Below are 23,757 nucleotides of genomic sequence, written 5' to 3'. Positions count from 1 at the left end.
CGCGGCTACTCGCTCGCCGCCTCCGAGGCGCCCGTGCTCGAGGCTCCGGCGTCCGAGGCTCCTGCATCCGATCCCGAGTTGTCCCCGGTGCTCGACGAGCCCGAGCCCTCGGCTGAGCTCGAGGCGCCCGAACCGCCCCGGCGCCGGCGACGGCGCTTGCGCGGTGCCGGCTCGCCCGATGCGGCAAGTGCATCCGCCGGGGTGAGGGGAGCGCCCGGCTCGCCGCCACCGTCGGCGTCGTGACCGTGCTGTTCATGTCCGTGCGCCTCGTGGCGGCCGCGCCCGAGCGGGTTCGCGCTGCGGGTGCGGCGACGCGTGCGGGTGCGTCCGCCCTCGCCCTCGCCCGACGCCGCGTCGTTCGAAGCCTCAGTCGATCCTGCCCGCTCTCCGCGCCCGCCCCGGTCGCCACCGCGCGCGCTTCGGTCGCCGCCACGCCCGTTCCGCTCTCCGTCGCGGCCGCCCGATCGCGGCGCACGCTCCTTCACGGGCGTCGCCTTCAGCCGCCCCTTGGCGCCCTCGGGAATGTTGAGGTCGCTGAAGAGGTGCGGGGAGGAGGAGTAGGTCTCGACGGGCTCCGGAACACCGAACTCCAGTGCCTTGTTGATGAGCGCCCATTTGTGCAGGTCGTCCCAGTCGACGAAGGTCACCGCGATGCCGGTGCGGCCGGCGCGGCCGGTGCGACCCACGCGGTGCAGGTAGGTCTTCTCGTCGTCGGGAACCGTGTGGTTGATGACGTGCGTCACGTCGTCCACGTCGATGCCTCGCGCGGCGACATCGGTCGCGATCAGGATGTCCTTCTTGCCCGCCTTGAACGACGCCATTGCGCGTTCGCGCTGGTCCTGGTTGAGGTCGCCGTGCACCGATGCCGCGTTGAAGCCGCGATCCACGAGCTCCTCCTGCAGCTTCGCGGCCGCGCGCTTCGTGCGCATGAAGATCACGGTCTTGCCTCGGCCCTCGGCCATGAGGATGCGGCCGATGACCTCGTCCTTGTCGAGCGAGTGCGCGCGGTAGATGATGTGCTCGATGTTCGCCTGCGCTGCGCCCTCGTCGGGGTCGCTCGCGCGGATGTGGATCGGGTTCGACATGAAGCGGCGGGCGAGCGTCACGATCGTGCCGGGCATGGTCGCCGAGAACAGCATGGTGTGACGCGTCGGCGGCGTCAGCGAGAACAGCTTCTCGATGTCGGCGAGGAAGCCGAGGTCGAGCATCTTGTCAGCCTCGTCGAGCACCATTTCGCGGACCTTGCCGAGGTCGAGGAGGCGCTGGTTGGCGAGGTCGAGGAGGCGCCCGGGGGTGCCGACGACGATCTGCGCACCGGCCTTGAGCTGCTCGATCTGCCCCTCGTACGCCTTACCACCGTAGATCGGCACCACCGTCGCCGCGCGATTCTTCGCCGCCAGCTCCAGATCCTCGTACACCTGCACGGCGAGCTCGCGCGTCGGCACGACGACGAGCGCCTGCACGCCCGGCGCGGGGTCGGTGCCGATCCGCTGCAGCACGGGAAGCCCGAAGCCGAAGGTCTTGCCGGTGCCGGTCTTGGCCTGGCCGATGATGTCCTGGCCCGAAATCGCGAGCGGGATCGTCTGCTCCTGAATGGGGAAGGCGTCGTTGATGCCTTCGCCGGCGAGCGCGTCGACGAGATCCCCGTCGACTCCGAGTTCGAGGAATGTGGTCACAGTGCGTCCAATCGATGTGTGCGTTGCTGCGCGCGTTTCGATCGAAGCGCAGCGGCCGAGGCTCCGGTGTCCCCGGCGGTGGTCGTTCGCGCTCAGTCTATTCCAGGGCTCCGGCCGGGCGGCGGTAAGCTGTCAGGGTGTTCGAGTGGATCAAGGGCCTGCGCCGGAAGAGCGCGCCGCTGCGCAAACTGCGCTCGCGAGGTGAAGCCACCGATACCGAACGCGTCGAGCTCGCCGAGTTCGCGCCCGGGATCATGCCGTTTCTCGGGCTCACCGCGTACCTGCAGCTCGAACTCTATGAAGCCGCGACTCGCGCGGTATCGGGCGCGCCCACGCTGCAGGCGAAGGACGTGCTCGCGCGGGTAGCCGGGCAGACGCTCTCGAAGCACCAGCGGCTCACCGGCGAGATTCGCTCCCGCGGTCACGAACCGCATGTCGTTATGGAGCCCTTCACCGCGGTGATCGACTCCTACGTCGAGCGCATCGACGCCGCCGACTGGCACCAGCACGTGCTCTCCCTCTATCTCGTGGGCGGGCTCTTCGACGACTTCTTCGCGAGCCTCGCGGGCGGGCTCAAAGACTCGTACCGTACCGAAGCCATCGCGATCCTGCGCAACGACACGGGCCGCGCCGAGCTGAAGGCGCTGCTCGAAGCGGAGCTCGAAGCCAACGAGCGCCTCTCGAGCTGGCTCGCGCTGTGGGGGCGGCGTCTCGTGGGTGACACGCTGCTCGTCTCGCGCGCGGTGCTGCTGCTGAGCGAGGGGCGCGAGTTCGTCGAGAGCGAGGTGGAGCCCGTCTTCACCGAGCTCATCGCGGATCATATTCGTCGCATGGACGGGTTGGGGCTCACCGCCTGAGGCGCGTCATGCTGACTCTTCCGCACTGCGAGTACTTCGAGGCGGGGCGCTGCCGTTCGTGCGTGCTCATCGAGACCCCGTACCCGACGCAACTCTCCGCGAAGGAGCGCCGCTGCCGCGAGCTCCTGCCGCAGGTTCCCGAGTCGCTGTGGCTCCCGAGCGTGGCGGGCGGCACCGCCGACTTCCGTAACAAGGCGAAGCTCGTCGTGGGCGGCTGGGCGGGGCGCGTGACGCTCGGCATTCTCGGGCCCGACGGCGAGGGCATCGACCTGCGCGACTGCCTGATTCAGGAACCCGGCATCCGCGACGCGATCCCGCATCTCGGCGCCTTCCTCGAGGAGACGGGCTTGCCGCCCTACGACGTGCCGCGCAAGCGGGGCGAGCTGAAGTTCGTGCACGTCACGCTCGCGCCCTCGGGCGAGCTCATGCTGCGCTTCGTCGTGCGCACGCAGCAGGCCCTGCAGACCCTGCGGAAAGCGCTGCCGCGCTTGCTCGTGCGCGTGCCGCAGGCATCGGTCGTGTCGGTGAACCTGCTGCCGGAGCACAAGGCGGTGCTCGAGGGGGAGCGGGAGGAGCTGCTGCTCGGGTCCTCGCTCGAGATGGAGCTCGGCGACGTGTCGCTGCACCTGCGCCCGCAGAGCTTCTTCCAGACGAACACCACTGTCGCGCGGGCGCTCTACGCCCAGGCGGCCGAGTGGGCGGCGCGGGAGCAGCCGGAGTCGATCTGGGATCTCTACTGCGGCGTCGGCGGGTTCGCGCTGCACTGCGCGGCGCCCCCGGTTCGTTCGGGCGCAGGATCATCCGCACCGCCGCGCGTCCTCGGCGTCGAGATCAGTGAATCCGCCGTGGAGTCCGCGCGCCGGAGCGCCGCGGACGCCGGCATCGACGCCGAGTTCGTCGCCGCCGACGCGACGGCCTACGCGCTGTCGGCACCGGCCGCGTCGATCCCGCACACCGTCATCGTGAACCCGCCCCGGCGCGGCATCGGCCCCGAACTGGCAGCGTGGCTCGAGGCCGCGCCCGCGCAGCGCGTCATCTACTCGAGCTGCAACCCCGAGAGCCTCGCCAGGGACCTCGCCGCAATGCCGTCGTGGGGCGTGCTGAGCGCGCGGGTCTTCGACATGTTCCCGCACACGCGGCACCTCGAGGTGATGGTGCTGCTCGAGCGGCGCGGCTAAGCGAGGCCCTCTTGTGGCGAGGTGGAGCTGCCGTGTGCCCGCTCGGCGCGGTAATGGGAAGATGGGCGCATGAACATCGTGCTCGGAGTCACTGGCGGCATCGCCGCGTACAAGGTCGTGCTGCTCGCCCGCACCCTCGTCGAGGAGGGGCATGACGTGCACATCGTGCCGACCGAGGACGCCCTGCGTTTCGTGGGGAAGCCCACGTGGGAGGCGATCAGCCGCAACCCCGTGACGACCTCAGTGCACGAGCAGGTGGCCGAGGTGCGGCACGTCGCGCTCGGGCAGCGCGCCGATCTCGTGGTCGTGGCGCCGGCCACAGCGAACACGCTCGCACGCATGACCGCGGGTCTCGCCGACGACTTGCTCGGCACGACGCTGCTCGCGACGCGCGCCCCCGTGCTCGTTGCCCCCGCGATGCACACGGAGATGTGGCAGCACCCGGCGACGCAGGACAACGTCGCGATCCTCCGCGCCCGCGGCGTGCACGTGATCGGGCCCGAGTCGGGGCGGCTCACCGGCGCCGACACCGGACCGGGGCGCATGAGCGAGCCCGAGGCGATTGCTGAGCGCATCCGGGAGCTGCTCGAAGGTGCCGACGGAGCCGGTGTCGCCGCTGGTGCTGGTGCTGATGCTGGCGCAGGTGCGGCGCAGGATCGCGGGAGCGCCGAGGGCCCTCAGCACGAGAGCGGCTCCGCCGATCCCGAACCGCCCCTCGAAACGACGGCCGCGGAGGCCTTCGATTCAGCTCGCATCGACACGGCGGGCGCGACGCGGGCGCCGGACCTCGCGGGGCTGCGGATTTTGGTGACCGCCGGCGGCACGCGCGAGCCGATCGACCCCGTGCGGTACCTGGGGAACCGGTCGAGCGGTCGGCAGGGCGTCGCGGTGGCGCTCGCCGCGGCGGACAGGGGTGCGAAGGTCGTGCTGCTCGCGGCGAATATCGATGATGGGGTGCTGGCGGACGTGCGGGATCGACCCGCGGTGCGCGTCGTGCCGGTCGGAACTGCGGCGGAGCTCGAGTCCGCCTCGCGAGCCGCGGCTGCGGGAGCGGAGGTGGTCGTGATGGCGGCGGCCGTCGCCGATTATCGGGTCGCCGATATCGCCGAGCGAAAGATCCGCAAGGAGGATGCACCGGGCGAGGCGCCCGTTCTCGAACTCGTGGAGAACCCCGACATCCTCCTCGGGCTCGTGCGCGATCGGCGCCCGGGGCAGGTGATCGTCGGCTTCGCTGCCGAGACCGTCGAGAGCGAGGAAGAGCTGCTCGAGCGCGGACGTCGAAAGCTTGCGCGGAAGGGCGTGGATGCGCTCGCCGTCAACGCGGTCGGATGGTCGGAGGGGTTCGAAACGTCGGAGAACACGCTGCACGTGTTGGGTCGGGATGGCGAGGTGCGTGCTGTCGCGCGGGGTTCGAAGCGTGAAGTGGCCGACGAACTGCTTAGTGTGGTGCGTGACGCGCTCCGGGAGTAACGGAGCGGGGCCCTGACCTCCGGGTACGCCAACGCCCTGCGATCCGCAACGGACCGCAGGGCGTTGGATCGAAACTGCTTAGCTGATGAAGCCGACCTTGCGGCCGCCCTCGCCGCCCAGCTCGACGTACAGGATCGCCTCGGTGTTGACGAGGTACTGGTGGCCCTTCACATCGGAGAGCGTGACGATCGCTGAGTCCTGCGAGACCGCGTTCTCGACGAGGCTGCGAACCTCATCCGCACTTGAGTTGGTGTCGAACGCGAGTTCACGGGGCGAGTGCTTGATGCCGATGCGGATTTCCACGGGGCCTCCTGGAGTGCGGTGGCGTGTTGCCACGGAACGGAATGCTTCGAGTCTACGGTTGTTGCCCGAGCCGGGGGCGCGGAGGCGGGGGCGTTCGCCAGCAGCGCAGTGCGGGGCGGTGCTCAAGGGGCTTCGGCTCCGAAGATCATGAATGTCGGTGGCCCTCAGTAGGCTGACGCCATGACCGATTTCGACCCATCGCAGCACCGCGTGTTGCAGCTCGATCCCGAGAATCACGCGCGGGTGCTCGGTGCGCCCGGCAGCGGGAAAACCGCGGTGTTGGTCGAGGCGTATCGCCGGGCGCTCGAGCGTCCCGGATGGAGTGAGGCGGACGTGCTCGCTATCGCTCCGAACCGCCTCGTGGCGTCGGAACTTCGCGCTCGAATCGAGCGCAGCGCGGGTCGGGCGCTGGGGGGAACTCCGGTGCGCACTGCCGCGTCGCTCGGTTTTGCGGTGCTCGCGCGGGAACACGCGCTCGCGGGTCGGGCCGCGCCGCGACTCCTGACCGGCACTGTCCAAGACGAAATCGTCGCCGGGGAGATCGAACGGCTCGGTGAGGGTCACGTCGGTGCGGGAGTCGAAGCGGAGCTGGGCGCCTTGCCGCCGCAGGTCTGGGAGTCGCCGGCGTTCCGCGCCGAGCTGCGAGATCTGTGGCGCGTGCTCGATGACTATGACCTGTCCCCGCGGGCCTTCGCCGCAGATCTGCAGCGGGTTGCCGCGGCGGAAGGGTCTGCGGTGTTCTCACGGGGGCCGGAGCCCGAGCTGCTGGATCGGTGGCTCGTGGCGGCGCGGTTGCTCGACGCCACTGAGCGGCGCGCGAACGCGGAGCGACCCGAGGAGCTCAGCTCGAGCGCGCTGCTGCGGGCGGCGCGCGGCGCGATCCGCAGGCACGGCGTGCGGTCGGATCTGTCGTTCGGTTCCCGCGAGCCATCAGTGGAGACAGGGTTCCCGGTGCCGAGGCTGATCTTGATTGATGACGCGCAGGAGCTGGGGGAGGGTGCGCTCGCGCTGCTGGCCGCGTGTGCTGAGATCGGCTCGAGCATTTGGGCATTCGGTGACCCCGATCTCGCGACCGGCGCGTTTCAGGGCGAGCGAGCGGGCATACTCGCCGGTCTGGTTCCGGCGATTGGGCGGCGCACGGATGCGGAGGCGGTTCGACGAGCCGCGCGTGCTCGAGATTCGCGGGCCGAGCAATTGGTCACGCTGGAGTTCGTGCACCGGCATGGCGCGGAGCTTCGCGGTTTCGTGCGCGAGCTGTCCGGGCGCGTGGGAGCGGCGGGTGCGGGCGCGCAGCGCCGAGCCGAGGCGTGGGGCGCGGGGGCTGGACGGGAAGCTCCATCGATGGAGCCCGACCCCGCAGTTGGCCGCGACGGCGCGATAGACCAAGCGATCGTGTTCGCCCGGGCATCGTCGCCCGCGGAGCAGCTCGGCGTGATCGCGCATCGGCTGCGCGCGCGGCACCTGGGCATTGACGGCGGGGAGGTCGTGCCATGGGGTGAGATGGCCGTGCTGTGCCGCAGTCGAGGTGAGGCGGTGCGCGCGGCGCGGGCGCTCGCGGTGCACCAAGTGCCCACGGAAGTGGCTGCGGGCGGCGTCGTGCTGCGCGAACATCGGATCGTTCGCGAGCTGATTCGCTTGCTGCAGCACGCGCTCGAGATCGAGGAGCTTTCGGCCACCGATGTCCTCGACATCGCTGGCGGTGTCATCGGCGGGCTCGATCCGATCGCGGTGCGTCGACTGCGCGGTTCGCTCGTGCTGCAGGAGCGGCGCGACGCCGCGGCGGAGGAGCGGGAGCCCGAGGGTATCGATGCGCTCGTGCTCGAGGCGTTCGCGTTTCCGGGTGCTGTCCCGGTGATCGACAGCGCGGGCGGGCGAGCCCTGCGTCGCCTGGGCCTGGTCGCCCAGGCCGCACGCCGAGTGCGCGAGGCCGGGGGCACGGCTCGCGAGGCGCTGTGGGCGGTGTGGGACGGTACGCGCCTCGCCGCGGGATGGCAGGAGGAGGCGCTCTCGGGGCGTGGCGCGCGGTCCGACGAGGCGAACCGATCGCTCGACGCCGTGATGGGGCTGTTCTACGCTCTGCAGCGACACGAGGAGGTCGACAGCGCCCAGCCGATGGCCGAGCTGCTGGAGGATCTGCTGGAGAGCGCGGTCCCCGAAGACACGCTCGCCCGCCGCAGTCAGCGAGCCGCCGTGACGGTCACGACGCCCCAGGGCGCGATCGGCCAGGAATTCGCGCTCGTCGCTGTGATCGGGGTGCAAGACGGCGCGTGGCCGAACCTCCGCTCGCGCGGTTCGCTCCTCGGCACCGCGGCGCTCGAACGCTGGCTGCGCGGGGGCGAGGCGATCGCGCCCTCCCGCCGAGACACGCTCCACGACGAGCTGCGTCTCTTCGTCCACGCCTGCGCACGCGCACGGCGCGAACTTCTCGTAGTCGCGGTCAGCGACGACGATCAGTACCCGAGCGCGTTCTTCGGTCTCGGACGTGATCACGAGCGCACCGGTCTGCCGAGCTCACGGCTGACGCTGCGCGGCCAGGTCGCGGCGATGCGGCGGCGGGTGGTCGCAGGCGTCGCAGCGGACGAGGACGATGCGGTCGCGCTCGCGACGCTGGCGACCCTCGCTGCCGCCGAGGTGCCCGGGGCTCACCCGGACGACTGGTACGGGGTACTGCCGACGAGCACCGATGCTCCGCTGGTCGACCTCGACGGGGATGCTGATGCGCGGGTGTCGGTCAGTCCGTCGCAGCTCGAGCGCGCCGAGAACTGCCCGCTCGACTGGGTCGCATCGACGCTCGGGGGCGGCGCGAGCACCGTGCAGGCGAGCCTCGGCACCCTGCTGCACCACGCCTTCGAAACCTCGAGCTCCGCCGACCCCGATGAACTGCTCGCGATCGTGCAGGAGGAATGGGACAAGCTCCCGTTCGCGGCACCGTGGGAGGCTGAGCGCACGGAGCGACTCGCGCGCGCCATGACCTCCGGGCTCGCGGAGTACCTGCGCGAGTTCGCGCACTCCGACCGAGAGCTCATCGGTACCGAGAGCGCGTTTCGCGTGGAGATCGGGCCCGCGGTGCTCCGCGGGGTCGCTGATCGGTTGGAACGACGCGTCACGAATGATGGCGAGGAGGAGATTACCGTGCTCGATCTGAAGACGGGGCGCACGCCCCCGAGCGCCGCGGCCGCGGAATCGCACGTGCAGCTGCAGGCATATCAATTGGGCGTGGTGCTCGGGGCGTTCGAGCGCGACGACGACGCAAACGGTGATACGGCTCCGCAGCCCGAGGGCGAGGACTCGGGAGTGGGAGCGGCGCGCAGTGGTGGAGCGCGTCTCCTCTACGTGCACCCGGATGCGGCCAAGCAGCGGAACTTCCTCGAGCGCGCGCAGCAACCCATCTCCGATGAGGCACGCAAGGAGCTCACGCAGCGCGTCGTGGAAGCGGCGCGCGTCATGGGGGGCGGGCACTTCACCGCTCGGGTCGAGCACCATTGCTCGGATCCGCACCAGCCGGGAAACTGCCGCCTCCACATCATTCCGGCAGTGAGCCGCGCATGACCATCGAGACACTGACCGCGCAGGAGTACGTCTTCTCTGCGACGCGCATCGCCGAGATCCTGACCACCCCGCCTGCGACCCCGCTGGTGCCCACGCCCGAACAGCGCGCCGTGATCGAGCACCCCCTGGGCGGAACGGCGCTGGTCGTCGCCGGTGCGGGGAGCGGCAAGACCGAAACGATGGCGAACCGCGTGGTGTTTCTCGTCGCGAACGGGTGGGCCGCGCCCGATGAGGTGCTCGGCCTGACATTCACACGGAAAGCTGCGGGTGAGCTTCGCGAACGCATCTCCGGCCGACTCGGGGCGTTCGCGGAGCGACTCGCCGATGCGTCGGAGCGAGGACTCCTGGACGAGCGTGAGAGCGCGCGCGCCGAGGAGCTCAGCGAGCTCCTCGCGGATGGGCTCGAGGTCCCCGATGTGAGCACCTATAACGCGTTCGCGGCGGGTGTGCTGCAGGAATTCGGCGTCGCTGCGGGCATCGCTCCCGGTGCCTCGGTCATTGACGAAGCCACCGCTTGGCGTATCGCCAGAGAAGTGCTGCTCGAGAGCCGAGACCCGGGCCTCGTCGAGAGCGAGCTGCGTGTGCCCGAACTGATTCGCCACATCCTCTCCCTCGACCACGCGGTCGCCGACCATCTGACTTCGCTCGATCGGGTGGATCGAGTGGTCGAAGAATTCGCGCGCGTCGGGCATCTTCCGTACAACGAGCGTGAGATCGGCCGCGAGCCGAGCGGCAAGCAGTACGCACCCGTGCGAGACGCGATCGCGAGTCTCGCCGAGACGCCGCTGATTACCCGCCTCGCTCGCGCCTACGGCGAGGAGAAACTGCGGCGCGGCGTGATCGAGTTCTCCGACCAGCTCGCGCTCGCCACTACGGCGATCGACCACTCGTCTGACGCGCGACGACTCCTGCGGCGCCGGCACCGCGTCGTGCTTCTCGATGAAGTGCAAGACACCTCCGTCGGTCAGACCCGGTTCCTGTCGAAGATCTTCGCCGGGGGTTCGGTGATGGCGGTCGGCGATCCGCACCAGTCGATCTACGGCTGGCGCGGAGCATCGGCCGAGGGCCTGCAGTCCTTCCACGCCGACTTTGCCGGGCGTGCGAACGACCGGGCCGCGGATGTTCAGGTTCCGGCGGCGACGCTCACGCTGTCCACGAGTTGGCGCAATCCGGCGAGTGTGCTCGATGTGGCCAACGAGATCGCGGCGCCTCTGGCCGCCGACTCCGCGATCGAGGTGCCGACCCTCGCTCCGAGACCTGGCGCTGCCGAGGGCACGGTGGAGTGGCGATACCCCGAGACGGTGCACGAAGAACGCGTGGCCGTCGCCGAATGGCTGCGCGACGCTCGTGAGAGCCATCTGGCAGCTCATGGCGAACTCCCGACCGCGGCGGTGATTTTCCGCACCCGGGCTCCGATGGCATCGTTCGCGGCGTCGCTCGCGGAAGCGGGTGTGCCGGCTCAGATCGTCGGGCTTGGTGGCCTGCTCACGACACCGGAGGTGACGGACGTCGTCTGCACGCTGCGATGCCTGTGGTACGCGGACGCGGGAAACGAACTGCTCCGGCTCCTCGCAGGGCCGAGGTTCCGAATCGGGGTATCCGATCTCGCGGGGCTGCGGGAGGCGGCGCGCTGGTTCGGTGAGCGCGACGTCGCCCAGCGGCCGCTCAGCCCCGAGGAGCGTGCCCCCGACAGTGTGCTTCCGGACCCCGATCGCAGTTATACGGTCATCGACGCGCTCGATCAGATCGCCGGGATGCGGGAACTCGAGCACCGAGCGCTCGCGAAGATCAGTCCGGCGGGACGAGAGCGACTCCGGGAGGCGGGGCGCGTGCTCTCCACGCTCCGGCGCAATCTGGGTGGCAGCATCCCCGAGCTGATCGGGCTCATCGTGCAGGCGCTGCGCATCGACATCGAACTCGACGCGAACGAGGCGAGCGTGCACGCCGGCACCTCGGCGGCACACGCGAATCTCGACGCCTTCACGGAGCTCGTCGAGGGGTACCTCGCGATCGATAGCCGCGGCACACTCGCGTCCGTGCTCGAGTGGATTGAGCGCGCGACCGAGGCCGATGACGTCGCGGAGCACGTGGCTCCGCCCGCGCCGGGCACCGTGCAGCTGATCACCGCGCACGGTTCGAAGGGCCTGGAATGGGACCTCGTGGTCGTGCCACGGCTCGTCGCGGGCGAGTTCCCCGGGTCGGCGCGGGCGGGGGCAGGGTGGCTCCGCACCGGGCAACTTCCCGATGAACTGCGTGGAGACGCAGCGGCGCGCCCGCAATTGAACTGGCGGGTCGCGGAAACGCAGCAGGAGCTGCGCGACCGAATCGCCGAGTACCGGGAGGCGCTGAAGGAGCGGTTCCAGGAGGAGGAACGCCGCCTCGCGTATGTGGCCACCACCCGCGCGGCCGACCGCCTGTTGCTCACCGGATCATTCTGGGGCGGCCAGAAGGCGGCGCGCGTGCCGTCGCTCTTCCTCCAGGAGCTTGCCTCTGCCGGACTCATCGGGGGACTGCCCGTGGAGTCTGCGCACACGGAGGACCCGAGCGAGCGCGCCGAACTCACGCTCGAGTGGCCGCTGGACCCGTTGGGTTCTCGCGGGGCGGCGGTGCACGCCGCGGCGGAGCGGGTGCGAGGGGCACTGCTCGCGCTTCCCTCCGAATGGTGCGACGGCCTCGATGGGGGCGGTCCGCTCGGCCGCGGTGAGGAGGACACGCTGATCGATCCCTCCGTGCGGCTGCTCCTTGCCGAACGCTCGGTCGCGGACTCGTCCGAGCACGAGCGCGCCGAACTTCCCGAGCGACTCACGGCATCGACGTTCCACGAGTTCATCGAGGATCCGCGCGCGGCGGAGCGCGCTCGACTCCGACCGATCCCGCAGCGGCCGTATCGGCGCACCCGCGTCGGCAACCGATTCCACGAGTGGGTGGAGCGCCGTGCCACGACCGCGCGCGGAACGGAACTGCCGCTTGCGGGGCTCGAGGAGCCGAGTTGGGAGCGCCCGGTCACGGACGAGAACGACCCCGAGGCGAGCGAGCGGGACCGCGCCGAGGCGGCGGAACTCGCGCCCCTCATTGAGGCGTTCGAGCGGTCGCGATGGGCTGATCTGCAGCCCATCGCCGTGGAACAGGAGGTCACGCTGCCGTTCGCTGGTCGCACCCTCGTGTGCAAGCTCGACGCGGTGTACCGCACGGATGGCGGCCGCATCGAAGTCGTCGACTGGAAGTCCGGTCGCTCTCCGCGCACCGAGGAGGAGCGCGCCTCCCGCTTCTTCCAACTCGACCTCTACCGCCACGCGTACGCGCAGTGGGCGGGCGTACCGGCCGAGTCCATCGACGTGTCGCTGTTCTACGTTTCCGAGGGCGTCGAACTGAGCGGCGGAGCGCTGAGATCGCTCGAGGAGCTCGAACAGCTCTGGAGAGATGCGGCGAGTCGCGCGAGGCGGATCCGCGAGAGCTAGCGATGCTCGCGGGGCAGATCCTGATCGTCGATCGGCTCGGTGAAGAGCTCGTCCTCAGCCAGTGGCGAGCTCGGTGATCCCGGGGCGGATGCGCCACGGGACGTCTCAGAACCTGTCCCGCGGTCCTTGGAGTCCAACGGCTCGAGAACGTCCGTGATTCCGTCCGAGTCCGAGTCGAGCGGCTCGAGAACGTCCGTGACTCCATCGGGATCCAGGTCGGCCTGAGGGTTCGAAGGCGCGCTCGGCTTCGCGGAACTCTCCGACCCATCCGAGTCCGCAGAGGTGCTCGCCTTGCCGTCCTGGTCCGCCTCCAGCGGCTCGATGAAGTCGGTATCGAAGCCGAACATGCGATCCTCATCGAGCGCCTCATACGCCGCGGTATCGGTGCTCGCGCTCTCCACCTCGGGAGTTTGCGACAGCAGTGCGATGACCTCGTCCGAGTTCAAGGGCGATGCCGAGACCGCAGCCGTGAACGCCGCACCGAGCGCGCCGCCCGTGCCGACGAGACGGTCAAGCATCGTCACCGCGTCATCGATGACCGCCTGGTCGTGGGTTTCGGTGCCGTGGAGCAGCCAGCGCGCCACCTCCAGCTCGTGATACAGCGACGCGCGGGCTCTCAGGTGTGGCAGCGACTCCGCGTTTCGCGCCCGCGAATACCGAGCGATCACGCCGTCCAGCACTTCAGAGCCCGCGGCGAGCAGCCAGGCCAGATCTGTTGCGGGGTCGCCCACAGCAAACTCGGACCACCCGAGAACCGCCGAAATGCGGTCGTCCGTGACGCGCAGCTGGTCGGCGTCGAGCGACCCGTGCACCAGCGTGGGCGTGAAGTCCCAGAGCTCCGCCGTCTCGAGCACGTGCGTCCACCGCCGACGCACCGTCTCCGGGAGCAAGCGCGTGGCATCGGCGCGATCGACCAATCGGGTGGCGATGAGCCGCAGATCCTGAGCGGAGCGCACCGGCAGCCCGCCATTGTGCGCAACGGTGATCGGCAACTCATGAATCGCGGCGATCGTTTCGGCGATCGGCTCGAGCAGAATCGCGTCGTGCGACAGCTCCTCCGCGGAGAACCGGGCGCCGTCGAGGTGGGTAGTGACCACGGCTCGAGTGTCCCCGGCCCGCGTCATGCCGAGCGCGCTCGGAACGTCGAAGGGCAACCGGCTGCGCGGGCCGTCGGTGAGAGCCGCGAGCCCGAGCAGTTCAGCGGACTGCTGCACCTCCGCCTGGTGGGTCCGCGGAACGCGCACGAGCAGCTCCGCGTCCTCCGTGATGACCACCGCCGAGACGAACGCGTCGTCGCTCTCGTGCTCACGAACCCCGAACACGGTCAGCCCGGGCACGGCCGAGGTCGAGAGCGCGGCTAGAGTGAAAGGGATGCTGGCCATGTAGACAGGGTAGGCACGCCCGTGGGCTCGGTCGATACGCCACGCGCACCGGCTCGGAGCCCGACGACAACTCGAAGCAGTGACACGGGGCCGCTGCACCAGTACTCGCGTCTGAGAGAGGTTCCTTATGAAATCGACCCCGCCGCTCGCGGGTGGTGCGCTGGATCGTGACGCGGCGACGCGCATGAGCGCAGACCATTTAGGTGCCGCCTGGGCGGATCCGGGGGCGCGGCTGCTTCGGATTCGCGGCGCGGAGATCCCCGTTGTCGAGTCCGGCGGTTCGCTCGGTCTTGCCTGGGTCGCGACGAGCGGTGAGCTCCGGGTTGCGACGTCGGCGAACGTGGTGCCCGATGTCTACTTGGGTCGGATCGACGGCGCGCCGAGATTCGCGAGGCTGCTGCCGGCGCCGAGCCCTGACGCCGCCCAGAGCCCGGACAGCGCACGCGATGGCAGCGCGGACGAGGAGATCCTGGGCGAGCGCTGGAGCCACCCGTTCCCCGTGGGTTCGCGCCTCGTTGAGGCGGAGCGTGAGGCCGTCGGTGTTGCATCCGCGCTCCTGCGCTGGCACGAGGCGGCGGGCTTCTCCCCGCGCGACGGTCGCCCGACCGAGCCCGCGCAGGGAGGCTGGGCACGCCTCGACGAGCACGGCGGCGAGCACTTCCCGCGCACCGACCCGGCCGTCATCGTGCTCATCGAGCATGAAGACCGCGTGCTGCTCGGCTCGAACGCGCTGTGGGAGTCCGGACGATTCTCACTCCTCGCGGGCTTCGTCGAGGCGGGGGAGTCGCTCGAACAGGCGGTCGCGCGCGAGGTATTCGAGGAGTCGGGTGTTCGCCTCGACGACATCACCTACGTCACTTCGCAGCCGTGGCCGTTCCCGCGATCACTGATGCTGGGGTTCCGGGCGCGTCTCGCTTCGGACGCCGACCCCGAGGATCTCACGCCCGATCCGACGGAGATCTCCGAGCTCCGATGGTTCACGCGCGATGAACTGCGCGACCCCGGGCCCGGCCTCATCTTGCCGATGCCGCTGTCCATCGCCCGCTGGATGATCGATCGCTGGGTCGATGAGGACGGCGCGGGAACCGAGCGCACCGAGTCGCGAAGCGGATCGAGCTCCGAGTCGCTCCCGGTGGCGAGTGCCGAAGGGACCCGTGTGGAGGGTGTCGATGGCGTCTGACGCCGATGCGGTGCTCTCCGCGCTCGACCCCGAGCAGCGCGAGATCGCCGAGAGTCTTCGGGGTCCGGTCGCGGTGCTTGCCGGTGCGGGCACCGGCAAGACGCGCGCCATCACGCACCGCATCGCATACGGCGTGCGAACGGGGGCCTACGACCCGGAGCGCGTGCTTGCGGTGACGTTCACGCGGAAGGCCGCGGGGGAACTGCAGGGACGTTTGCGGGCCCTCGGGATCGACGGGGTGCGCGCCCAAACCTTCCACGGGGCGGCGCTCGCGCAGCTGAACCACTTCTGGCCGCAGCTCGTGGGCGGCGCGGCCCCAAAAATGCTGCCGGGTAAGGTTGCTGCCTTGTCGCAGGCGGTGGAGTCGCTGGGGCTCAGACTCGGAGGCGAGGCGCTGCGCGATGTGGCCGCGGAGATCGAATGGCGGAAGACCTCCATGCTCGGGATCGACGCATACGCGTCGCGCCTCGAGGATCGGCCGATCCCGCAAGGGCTCACCGGGGAACAGCTGGTGGACGTGCACCGCGCGTACGCGAAGCTTCTTGAGGAGCGGCGGCAGATCGATTTCGAGGACGTGCTCGTGCTCATGACCGGCATGCTCGAGGCCGAACCTCGGGCGTCGCTCCAGGTGCGTGAGCGCTACCGCTTCTTCACGGTCGACGAGTATCAGGACGTCTCGCCGCTGCAGCACGCACTGCTGCGCGTCTGGCTCGGGGACCGCGACGACGTCTGCGTCGTGGGAGATGCGAGCCAGACCATCTACTCCTTCGCCGGTGCCTCGAGCTCGTATCTGCTGCGCTTCGGTCGTGAGTATCCGCGAGCGCGCGAGATCCGGCTCGAGCGCAATTACCGCTCAACGGAGCCGATCGTGCGCATCGCGAATCGGCTCATGCGCGACCGCCCCGGCGCGCTCACGTTGCGGGCGACCCGAACGACGGAGCCGAGCACCCAAAGCCGTTCGGCGCGAGCGAGCGCGGCCGACGCGCCGACGTTCGAGTGGTTCGCCTCGGAGCACGACGAGGCGAGCGCGGTGGCCGACTCGATCGCGGCGGCCGTGCGCTCAGGCACGCCGGCCTCGGAGATCGCGATTTTGTACCGCACGAATGCGCAGTCGGCGCGGTTCGAAGAGGCATTGCGTCAGCGCGGCTTGAGCTTCAGAGTGCACGGTGCTCAGCGCTTCTTCGAGCGCGCGGACGTGCGCCAAGCGGTCATGCTGATCCGCGGCGAGGCGAAGGTCGCCGACACGCGGCCGCTCTTCCAGATCGTCAGCGACGTGCTCCGGGCCGGGGGCTGGAGTGCCCAGGCGCCCGAGGGCGCGGCTCAGCGCGAGAAGTGGGAGGCGCTCGGCGCGCTGCTCGGGCTGGTCGACGAAATGCCGCCGGGCACCGGTATCCGGGAGTTCAGCGAGGAACTGCTCTCGCGGCAGCGGATGCAGCACGAACCGACGATTGACGCAGTGACCCTCAGCGCGATCCATGCCGCAAAGGGGCTCGAGTGGTCGTTCGTGCATGTCGTGGGTCTGAGTGAGGGTCTGATGCCGATCGCCCACGCGCAGAGCGAGGAAGCGATCGACGAGGAGCGTCGTCTCTGCTACGTCGCCTTCACCCGAGCGCGCGACGTGCTGCGGCTCTCGGGCGTGGCGGGGGGTGCTCGAAGCGCGCGGCAGCCCTCGCGCTTCATCGGCGAGGCGGGCATGATCGCGGCGGGGCGCTGACGCTTCCGAGCTGCGCGCATGCGCAATCCGGGTGCGGAAGGACCGTTTCGACCCTTGGCAGCATGTGAGATAGCCCTGCCGCAACCGGCAGCACCACCCGAGTGGTCAACGCGCGGTCTTCGCCAGTGATCCAGGCTTCGATGTGCTCCGCGGCGAAGGCGGCCGAGAGCATCACCGTGCCGCGGTTCTCGCTCGAGGTGCGCGTTCCCGCGAGCTGAGCGGCGAGCACTCCGGTCGCCGGGTCGTTCTCGACCCGAGCGAGCGACACGCACGTGTGGCACGGAGAACCGCCGGCGCCAACGAGCGGGCCGACGTGCACCTCGCCATCGGTGAACCGAAGCAGCAGGTGCGGCACGTCGTCCATCAGCCAACGCTGCGCGCGGCCCAGCGGCGACCAATAGCGCTCGACAAAGATGACGAGTTCCGGCCGTTCAGGAGAGTTCGGCGCCGCGCCGAGCCGTGCCGGGCGGCACAGCGACGTCGCTGCCAGTGCGTCACCGAGATGGCGGACCGGCAGATCGTCGTCGCAGATCACGGTGCGCACCGCGGGAGAATCGTCCCGGGGCTCCGGCGCACGACGCCGTGGCGGCAACCCTGACTGACCCGGGGACCCCACCGGGAGCCGAGCGAGCGCCGGCCGCATTTCATCGAGGGTGGAGCGCGCCTCGGCAAGTGTGGCTCCGGTGCGCCTCGCCTCCTCGGACAATCTAGAAGGATCGACTCCCTCGCGAAGTGCGCTGACGAAGCGCTGCATTCCCGGGGTGGGGGAGTTCAGCCGCGCAACCGGGCGCTCGAATCCGACGCGCAGGGTCTCCGGATCTTCCCAGCAGACCGGGAACGTGGGGTCGAGTCGAGTATGCGTCGTGTCCATACGACGAGTGTGCTCGGGAGGGAACGCGGCAACGCGGTTATTCACAGGTCGCCGGTGAAACTCCCCGGATCCGCCCGATTCACGCCAGCTGTGGACGCGTCATGATCAGTCGTCGCGGCGATCCGCATCTCCGGCGTCGTCGGCGCTCCCGCCACCCCCGCCGTCTCTGTCGTCCGCACGATGCGGCGGTAGCCCGCCCTCGAGCAACTGCGCGAGCGCCGCATCGAAGTCATCCTCGGCGGGCGTCCCGTCGGAGCCGGCCAACCCCAGTCGCTCGAGCAGGCGAGCAGGGTGGTCGATCTCCTCGGAGGTGGGCAGCAGGTCGGGGTGTGCCCAGAGCCCATCGCGCGTCGCGACATCGCTCCGGTCGCCGACGAGCCGCCACAGAGCCGCCGCCTCCCTCAGCCGACGGGGGCGCAGCTCGAGACCCGCGAGCGCGGCGAACGCGTGCTCGGCCGGCCCCCCGGTCGCGCGTCGTCGCCGCACCATCTCCGCGACGGCGTCGGCGCCGGGGATGCGCTTCGCCGCGTCGGCGGTCACCACATCGACCCAGCCGTCGATGAGCGCGAGCATCGTCTCGAGCCGTGCGTGAGCGGCCTCCTGCGCCGGGGTCTTCGGCGGAATCAGCGCGCCGTTCGAGAGCGCCTCCTGAATCTGCTCCGGATGCTCGGGGTCGAGGTCGCGAACGAGCTCCTCAATACGATCCGTGTCGATGTGGATTCCGCGGGCGTAGTCGCCGATCGCGGTGAGTAGATGGAGCCGTAGCCACTTCGAGTGACGGAACAGCCGGGCGTGCGCGAGCTCGCGAATGGCGAGGTAGAGGGTGACGGTCTCGGGATCCTGATCGAGCCCCTCCGCGAAAGCCGCGACGCCACCGGGCAGCAGCGCGCCGCCCTCGTGTCCTGCACCCGACAGCAGCGGGATGCCGATATCTCCGGCGCCCACGACCTCTCCCGAGAGACGCCCGACGATCGTGCCGAGCTGCACCGCGAAGAGCGCGCCGCCGACGCTGCGCAGCATGGGCGTCGCACCCTGCAGCGCGCCGCTCATCTCTTCGGGCATCTGGCTCTCGAGCGCGTGCATGAGCGCCGCCGTGATCGACTCGGCCACGGGCTCCGCGAGCCCCACCCAGGTGTCGATCGACTGCTGCACCCATTCGATCCGCGACAGAGTGCGCGGAGCATCGGGGGTCGGGCCGAGCTCGGTCGCCTCGTCGAGCCAGAGCGCCGCGACGGGGAACGCGCGCATCGCTGGCTCCGAGTCAGCGCTTTTCGCGTGCTCGCTCGCCACTTCGATGGCGGTCTTGCGCGCGATGGACCAGTCGATCTTGTCGCTCGGGTTCTGCATCGCACCCTGCAGCGACGAGAAGAGGCCCTGCAGTGCCTGCGGATCCATCGGGATCCCCGCCGATTGCGCGAAGCGCTGGGGATCGAACCCTCCCGCGCCCGCGTCGCCAGAGCCCGAGAGCATATCGCGAAGGATCCGCTGCAGTTCTTCGAAATCGCCCTCGGAATTGTCCCCGAAACCGGGCCGGTCCGCGCCGCTGTCGTCGTTCGCGCTCATGGCAGCTCCTTCGTGATCGCTTCCCTGACCACGCTACGGCACAGCGGCCATCGACGCCTGCTAGATTGGCCGTCACTTGGCGCTTTCCGTTGCGCCCAGTGCGAACAGGTCGAGGCGCGAGCGAGGTACGGGTGGGCAGGCACGACACGAGCGCAGAACGGGTTCGCCTCACGGGCGCGTACGGCGCAGCTCCCCGCTCTCGCGCATGGGTGCTGCTCGTCATCGCGATTCCGCTGCTGCTCGCGGGAGCGATTCCGTCGCCGTACGCGATCGAGCGCCCGGGCCCGGTGGTCGACACGCTCGGAGAGGTGCGGATCGACGGCAAGTCCCAGCCCGTGGTCTCGTTCGCCGACGCGAAGACGTACCCCACGACGGGGCGCCTCAACCTCCTGACCGTGCAGATTCTCGGAAGCCCCGATCGGCAGCGGAGCTGGCTCTCGCTCGTCCCGGCGCTCTTCGACCCGTCGCAGCGGATCGCCCCGCTCTCCGACTTCTTCGTCGAGGGGCAGACCTCCGAGGATCGCGATGCGCAGAACACGGTGCTCATGGCGAGCTCGCAGTCGACTGCGGCCGCTGCCGCGTTCCGAGAGCTGGATGAGCCCGTCTCCGAGGTACTGACGGTCGCGCAGATCGCGCCGGAGAGCGCCGCCGACGGAGTGCTGCAGCAGGGCGACGTGCTCACGACGCTCGACGGCGAGCCCCTGGCCGACTTCGCGATGCTTCGGGAGCGAACGATGCAAGCGGGTGACGGCGGCGTGCTGAAGCTCGGGATCGAGCGCGACGGCGAGAAGCGCAGCGTCGAGGTCGAACCGAGCGTCCCCGAGGGTGGTGACGAGCCGCTGATCGGGGCGACGATCTCGATCAGCTACGACCTCCCGAGCGAGGTCGACGTGAAGCTCGAGGACATCGGTGGGCCGAGCGCGGGCATGGTGTTCTCCATCGCGATGGTGGATCAGCTCACCCCGGGCGACCTGCTCGGGGGCATGACCGTGAGCGGCACCGGCACCATGTCGGGCGACGGTGAGGTCGGCCCGATCGGCGGGCTCGAGCAGAAGATGTGGGCGGCCTCCCGCGCCGACAGCGACCTCTTTCTCATGCCCCTGGGCAACTGCGCTGACCTCCCCGACCGCATTCCCGAGAGGGTGCGGATCGCCCCAGTTGCCACACTTTCCGAAGCGATCGATGCGGTGGAGACGGCCGCGTCCGGCGGCACGCCCGCCGGGGTCGAGCGCTGCGGTGCCGCGACCGCGGCGCCGCAATGATCCTGCCCCGTGCTGCGGGACCGCGCCAGCGGGCGCGCAGCGATCCGCCCGGATACCGCCCCCGGGTTTTGTCAGCCGTTGCCGATAGGGTGAAGTGAACCAGCCCGCCCGGCACCTTCAGGTGCGCTCAGGACAGGAAAGTGAACGAAGACGTGACCGACCCGAATAGCCCGGCCGAAACTATCCGTCGCCGTCGGCTCTCGCCGCTCGCTATCACGATTGTGCTCGTGGTAGTGCTCATTCTCGGCTTCCTCGCGGTCGCCTCGGTGATGGCAGAGGTGCTGTGGTACCGAGACCTCGGGTATCTCCCGGTGCTGACGACGCAGTGGATCGCGGCGGCGGTGATGTTCGTGATCGGCTTCCTCGGGATCGCGGTTCCCGTGTTCCTCGCGATCGACATCGCGTATCGCAAGCGCCCGGTGTACGCCCGCCTCACTGCGCAGCTCGACCGGTATCAGGAGCTCTTCGAGCCCCTGCGCCGCTTGGTGAAGTGGGGGCTCCCCGCGGTGGTCGGCCTCTTCGGCGGATTCAGCACGGCGACGCAGTGGCAGAGCGCACTGCTCTGGCTCAACGGTGAGTCGACGGGGGAGAAGGACGCTCAGTTCGGCTTAGACATCTCGTTCTACCTGTTCGATCTGCCGATGCTGCATGGAATCGTGGCGTTCGCCTCGGCGGCGACACTGCTCGCGCTGATCGCCGGCGTCGCCACGAGCTACCTCTACGGCGGCATCGCGATTTCCGGCCGCGACGTGCGCGTCTCGAAGGCGACACGCATCCAGGCCGCAGTGCTTGCGACGCTGTACCTCCTGCTTCAGGCGGTGAGCCTCTGGCTCGACCAGTACCGCACACTGACGGAGACGAACGGCATCCGCACGGGTGCGCTCTTCCAGGACGTGCACGCGGTGATCCCGGGCAAGCAGATTCTCGCGGGCATCGCGATCATCGTGGCTGTCCTCTTCCTCATTACGGCCTTCACGGGCAAGTGGCGCCTGCCCGTCATCGGCACCGCGCTGTTCCTCGCGTCGAGCATTGTGCTCGGCGTCGGGTACCCGTGGGGCGTGCAGCAGTTCCAGGTCGGGCCCGACGAGAAGAGCCTCGAGTCCGAATACATCGACCGCAACATCGAAGCCACGCGCGCGGCCTACGGCATCGACAAAGTCGAGGTCGAACGTTACGACGCGTCGACGGACGCCGAGCCCGGTGCGTTGCGCAACGACGCGGCGACCACGGCGAACATTCGCATCATCGATCCCGAGGTCGTGTCGCCGACGTTCTCGCAGCTCGAGCAGATTCGCCAGTACTACCAGTTCCCGAAGTCGTTGAACGTCGACCGCTACGAGATCGACGGAGAGGTCGAAGACACGGTGTCGGCGATCCGTGACATCAACGTCGAGGACCAGACGGGCTGGTACAATCGCACGCTCGTTTACACCCACGGTTACGGCTTGGTTGCCGCGTACGGCAACCAGCGGTCGCCGGGCGGCGAGCCGGTCTTCCTCGAGAACGGGATCCCGACGAGCGGCAAGCTCGGCAAGTTCGAGCCTCGCGTGTATTTCGGCATGAACTCGCCCAAGTACTCGATCGTCGGTGGCGAGCGTACAAAGTCCATCGAGCTCGACTTCCCCGCGGATGCGGAGAGCTCAGCGGAGGCGACAGCCGAGGACGCGAAGCCTGCTGATGAGGACGCGGCTGCGAGCGAGCAGTCGACCGAGGAGCAGACCACCGAGACCGAGGAGGGCGAAGGTCGTCAGAACATGACGACGTTCGAGGGCGACGGCGGCCCCGTGCTCGACAACATCTTCACCAAGCTCATCTACGCCCTGAAGTTCCAGGACATGGAGGTGCTGCTCTCCGGTGCTGTTGTCGACGGATCGCAGATCCTGTACGACCGCAATCCGGTCGATCGCGTGCAGAAGGTCGCGCCGTACCTGACGATCGATAAGGCGCCATACGCCTCGGTGGTCGACGGCCGCATCGTGTGGATCGTCGACGGGTACACGACGTCCGACAACTACCCGTATTCCGAGAACGCCGATATGAACTCGCTGACGGTGGACGCGGATAATCCGGATCGCGAGCCGCTCGGCAAGCCGATCAACTACATCCGCAACTCAGTGAAAGCCACGGTCGATGCCTACGATGGCTCGGTGTCGCTGTACGCCTGGGACAAGGAAGATCCGCTGCTGAAGTCGTGGGGCAACATCTTCCCGGGCACGCTCAAGGACTCCTCCGAGATGAGCGGCGATCTCCTCAGCCACGTGCGCTACCCGAGCGACCTGTTCAAGGTGCAGCGAGCGATGCTCGGCGAGTACCACGTGACCGATTCGGACGCGTTCTACTCGGCCGAGGACAAGTGGCGCACGCCCGATGACCCGGTATCGGGTGCGACGGCCGGTGCTCAGAAGCTCGCCCAGCCGCCGTACTACCTGACCCTCGCGGCCGGTGCTGATGCGAAGCCCAATTACTCGATCTATTCGACGTACATCCCGGCGCAAACGGGCGAGGGTTCCCGAGACATCCTCACGGGATATCTCGCGGCGAACTCGAACGCGGGATCGACCGATGGCAAGGTCTCGAAGGATTACGGCACGCTGAAGTTGCTGCAACTGCCGAAGGGCGACCCGATTCCGGGCCCGGGTCAGGTGCAGAACAGCTTCACGACGGATTCGAACGTCTCGAACCTCCTCAATATCCTGAGGCAGGGCGAGAGCCAGGTCATCAGCGGAAACCTGCTGACGCTACCCGTCGGCGGGGGACTCCTGTACGTTCAGCCCGTGTACGTACAGGCGAAGACCGGCACGAGCTTCCCGATCCTGCAGAAGGTGCTCGTCTCGTTCGGTGATCAGATCGCGTTTGAGGACACGCTCGACGAGGCCCTGGACGAGCTATTCGGCGGCAACTCGGGGGCGCAGGCCGGCGACACGGGTACGACGCCGACGACGCCGGATCCCGCGGACGGCGAAGCAGGCGATGAGGGCGACGCGGGCAACGCCGATGACTCTGCGGGTGGCGGCTCGAACGCGGGAGTGCCGCCCCTCGAGGAGTCGCTGAAGGAGCTGCAGGACGCCTTCAAGGCTCGGGACGACGCAATGAAGAAGGGTGACTGGACCGCCTACGGAGAGGCCGACGAGCGCGCCAAGCAGGCGCTCGAGGACGCACTCGCGGCTGAATAGCGGGGCGGATCGCGAAGGGGCCCGGCACGACGAAGGTCGTGCCGGGCCCCGTCGCGTGCAACGAGACCTGATGCGTTAACAGCCATCAAACTGAGGCGGGATTTTATGAGGTTCAGACCAG

The 23,757-nt window shown here is 69.2% G+C and carries 14 protein-coding genes; 9 read left to right on the top strand and 5 right to left on the bottom strand.

What is annotated here, in order from left to right; all coding sequences use genetic code 11:
* Window positions 1–5 precede the first annotated feature (5 nt).
* Window positions 6–1,676: a DEAD/DEAH box helicase gene (locus tag WFH00_RS00070; protein ID WP_336658468.1), complete on the bottom strand. Its 1,671-nt coding sequence runs from the start codon at window positions 1,674–1,676 to the stop codon at window positions 6–8.
* Between the two features lie 137 nt (window positions 1,677–1,813).
* Between WFH00_RS00070 and WFH00_RS00065 the strand changes: the two genes are divergently transcribed.
* The 3 genes from WFH00_RS00065 to WFH00_RS00055 all read left to right on the top strand — a co-directional run bounded on the left by WFH00_RS00065 (window position 1,814) and on the right by WFH00_RS00055 (window position 5,181).
* Window positions 1,814–2,533 carry a ferritin-like fold-containing protein gene (locus tag WFH00_RS00065; protein WP_336658467.1) on the top strand — a complete coding sequence of 240 codons (720 nt, stop codon included), beginning with the start codon at window positions 1,814–1,816 and terminating at the stop codon, window positions 2,531–2,533.
* Window positions 2,534–2,541: 8 nt separating this feature from the next.
* Window positions 2,542–3,711, top strand: a complete 1,170-nt coding sequence (locus WFH00_RS00060) for a methyltransferase domain-containing protein (protein ID WP_336658466.1) — start codon at window positions 2,542–2,544, stop codon at window positions 3,709–3,711.
* A gap of 69 nt (window positions 3,712–3,780) precedes the next feature.
* Window positions 3,781–5,181 carry a bifunctional phosphopantothenoylcysteine decarboxylase/phosphopantothenate synthase gene (locus WFH00_RS00055; RefSeq protein ID WP_336658465.1) on the top strand — a complete coding sequence of 467 codons (1,401 nt, stop codon included), beginning with the start codon at window positions 3,781–3,783 and terminating at the stop codon, window positions 5,179–5,181.
* Window positions 5,182–5,259: 78 nt separating this feature from the next.
* On the opposite strand, the gene WFH00_RS00050 is transcribed toward WFH00_RS00055, so the two are convergent.
* A complete protein-coding gene (locus WFH00_RS00050; protein ID WP_336658464.1) occupies window positions 5,260–5,484 on the bottom strand; it encodes a DUF3107 domain-containing protein in 225 nt (74 codons plus the stop codon).
* Window positions 5,485–5,664: 180 nt separating this feature from the next.
* Between WFH00_RS00050 and WFH00_RS00045 the strand changes: the two genes are divergently transcribed.
* Together WFH00_RS00045 and WFH00_RS00040 are read left to right on the top strand one after the other, a co-directional pair.
* Window positions 5,665–9,033 carry a PD-(D/E)XK nuclease family protein gene (locus WFH00_RS00045; RefSeq protein ID WP_336658463.1) on the top strand — a complete coding sequence of 1,123 codons (3,369 nt, stop codon included), beginning with the start codon at window positions 5,665–5,667 and terminating at the stop codon, window positions 9,031–9,033.
* Complete coding sequence (locus tag WFH00_RS00040; protein WP_336658462.1) at window positions 9,030–12,491, top strand: ATP-dependent helicase; 3,462 nt, start codon at window positions 9,030–9,032, stop codon at window positions 12,489–12,491. Before WFH00_RS00045 ends, WFH00_RS00040 begins: the two co-directional genes overlap by 4 nt.
* On the opposite strand, the gene WFH00_RS00035 is transcribed toward WFH00_RS00040, so the two are convergent.
* Complete coding sequence (locus WFH00_RS00035; protein ID WP_336658461.1) at window positions 12,488–13,873, bottom strand: phosphotransferase; 1,386 nt, start codon at window positions 13,871–13,873, stop codon at window positions 12,488–12,490. The two genes, WFH00_RS00040 and WFH00_RS00035, sit on opposite strands and share 4 nt — an antisense overlap.
* A 127-nt stretch (window positions 13,874–14,000) precedes the next feature.
* On the opposite strand from WFH00_RS00035, the gene nudC reads away from it, so the two are divergent.
* Both nudC and WFH00_RS00025 read left to right on the top strand, forming a co-directional pair.
* Window positions 14,001–15,053 (top strand): NAD(+) diphosphatase, encoded by a 1,053-nt coding sequence (nudC, locus tag WFH00_RS00030; RefSeq protein WP_336658460.1) that lies wholly within the window; start codon window positions 14,001–14,003, stop codon window positions 15,051–15,053.
* Window positions 15,043–16,767, top strand: a complete 1,725-nt coding sequence (locus WFH00_RS00025) for an ATP-dependent helicase (RefSeq protein ID WP_336658459.1) — start codon at window positions 15,043–15,045, stop codon at window positions 16,765–16,767. Before nudC ends, WFH00_RS00025 begins: the two co-directional genes overlap by 11 nt.
* On the opposite strand, the gene WFH00_RS00020 is transcribed toward WFH00_RS00025, so the two are convergent.
* Both WFH00_RS00020 and WFH00_RS00015 read right to left on the bottom strand, forming a co-directional pair.
* Window positions 16,730–17,638: a TOMM precursor leader peptide-binding protein gene (locus WFH00_RS00020; protein ID WP_336658458.1), complete on the bottom strand. Its 909-nt coding sequence runs from the start codon at window positions 17,636–17,638 to the stop codon at window positions 16,730–16,732. The two genes, WFH00_RS00025 and WFH00_RS00020, sit on opposite strands and share 38 nt — an antisense overlap.
* 105 nt (window positions 17,639–17,743) lie before the next feature.
* On the bottom strand, window positions 17,744–19,201 hold the full coding sequence (locus WFH00_RS00015) for a zinc-dependent metalloprotease (RefSeq protein WP_336658457.1): 1,458 nt from the start codon (window positions 19,199–19,201) through the stop codon (window positions 17,744–17,746).
* Window positions 19,202–19,332: 131 nt separating this feature from the next.
* Between WFH00_RS00015 and WFH00_RS00010 the strand changes: the two genes are divergently transcribed.
* Complete coding sequence (locus tag WFH00_RS00010) at window positions 19,333–20,463, top strand: YlbL family protein (RefSeq protein ID WP_336658456.1); 1,131 nt, start codon at window positions 19,333–19,335, stop codon at window positions 20,461–20,463.
* Window positions 20,464–20,615: 152 nt separating this feature from the next.
* Window positions 20,616–23,636: a UPF0182 family membrane protein gene (locus WFH00_RS00005; protein ID WP_336658455.1), complete on the top strand. Its 3,021-nt coding sequence runs from the start codon at window positions 20,616–20,618 to the stop codon at window positions 23,634–23,636.
* Window positions 23,637–23,757: the final 121 nt, after the last annotated feature.

This window comes from Leucobacter sp. USHLN153 (assembly GCF_037145615.1).
GTDB lineage: Bacteria > Actinomycetota > Actinomycetes > Actinomycetales > Microbacteriaceae > Leucobacter.
The sequence above is the reverse complement of the archived record's forward strand: the minus strand, read 5'-3'. Positions and strand labels throughout refer to the sequence as shown.

Bases quoted from the DNA above. Each gene is read 5' to 3' on its own strand.
- WFH00_RS00060 (WP_336658466.1), top strand. From the start codon at position 2,542: ATGCTGACTCTTCCGCACTGCGAGTACTTCGAGGCGGGGCGCTGCCGT.
- WFH00_RS00055 (WP_336658465.1), top strand. From the start codon at position 3,781: ATGAACATCGTGCTCGGAGTCACTGGCGGCATCGCCGCGTACAAGGTC.
- WFH00_RS00045 (WP_336658463.1), top strand. From the start codon at position 5,665: ATGACCGATTTCGACCCATCGCAGCACCGCGTGTTGCAGCTCGATCCC.
- WFH00_RS00040 (WP_336658462.1), top strand. From the start codon at position 9,030: ATGACCATCGAGACACTGACCGCGCAGGAGTACGTCTTCTCTGCGACG.
- WFH00_RS00035 (WP_336658461.1), bottom strand. From the start codon at position 13,873: ATGGCCAGCATCCCTTTCACTCTAGCCGCGCTCTCGACCTCGGCCGTG.
- nudC (WP_336658460.1), top strand. From the start codon at position 14,001: ATGAAATCGACCCCGCCGCTCGCGGGTGGTGCGCTGGATCGTGACGCG.
- WFH00_RS00025 (WP_336658459.1), top strand. From the start codon at position 15,043: ATGGCGTCTGACGCCGATGCGGTGCTCTCCGCGCTCGACCCCGAGCAG.
- WFH00_RS00020 (WP_336658458.1), bottom strand. From the start codon at position 17,638: ATGGACACGACGCATACTCGACTCGACCCCACGTTCCCGGTCTGCTGG.
- WFH00_RS00015 (WP_336658457.1), bottom strand. From the start codon at position 19,201: ATGAGCGCGAACGACGACAGCGGCGCGGACCGGCCCGGTTTCGGGGAC.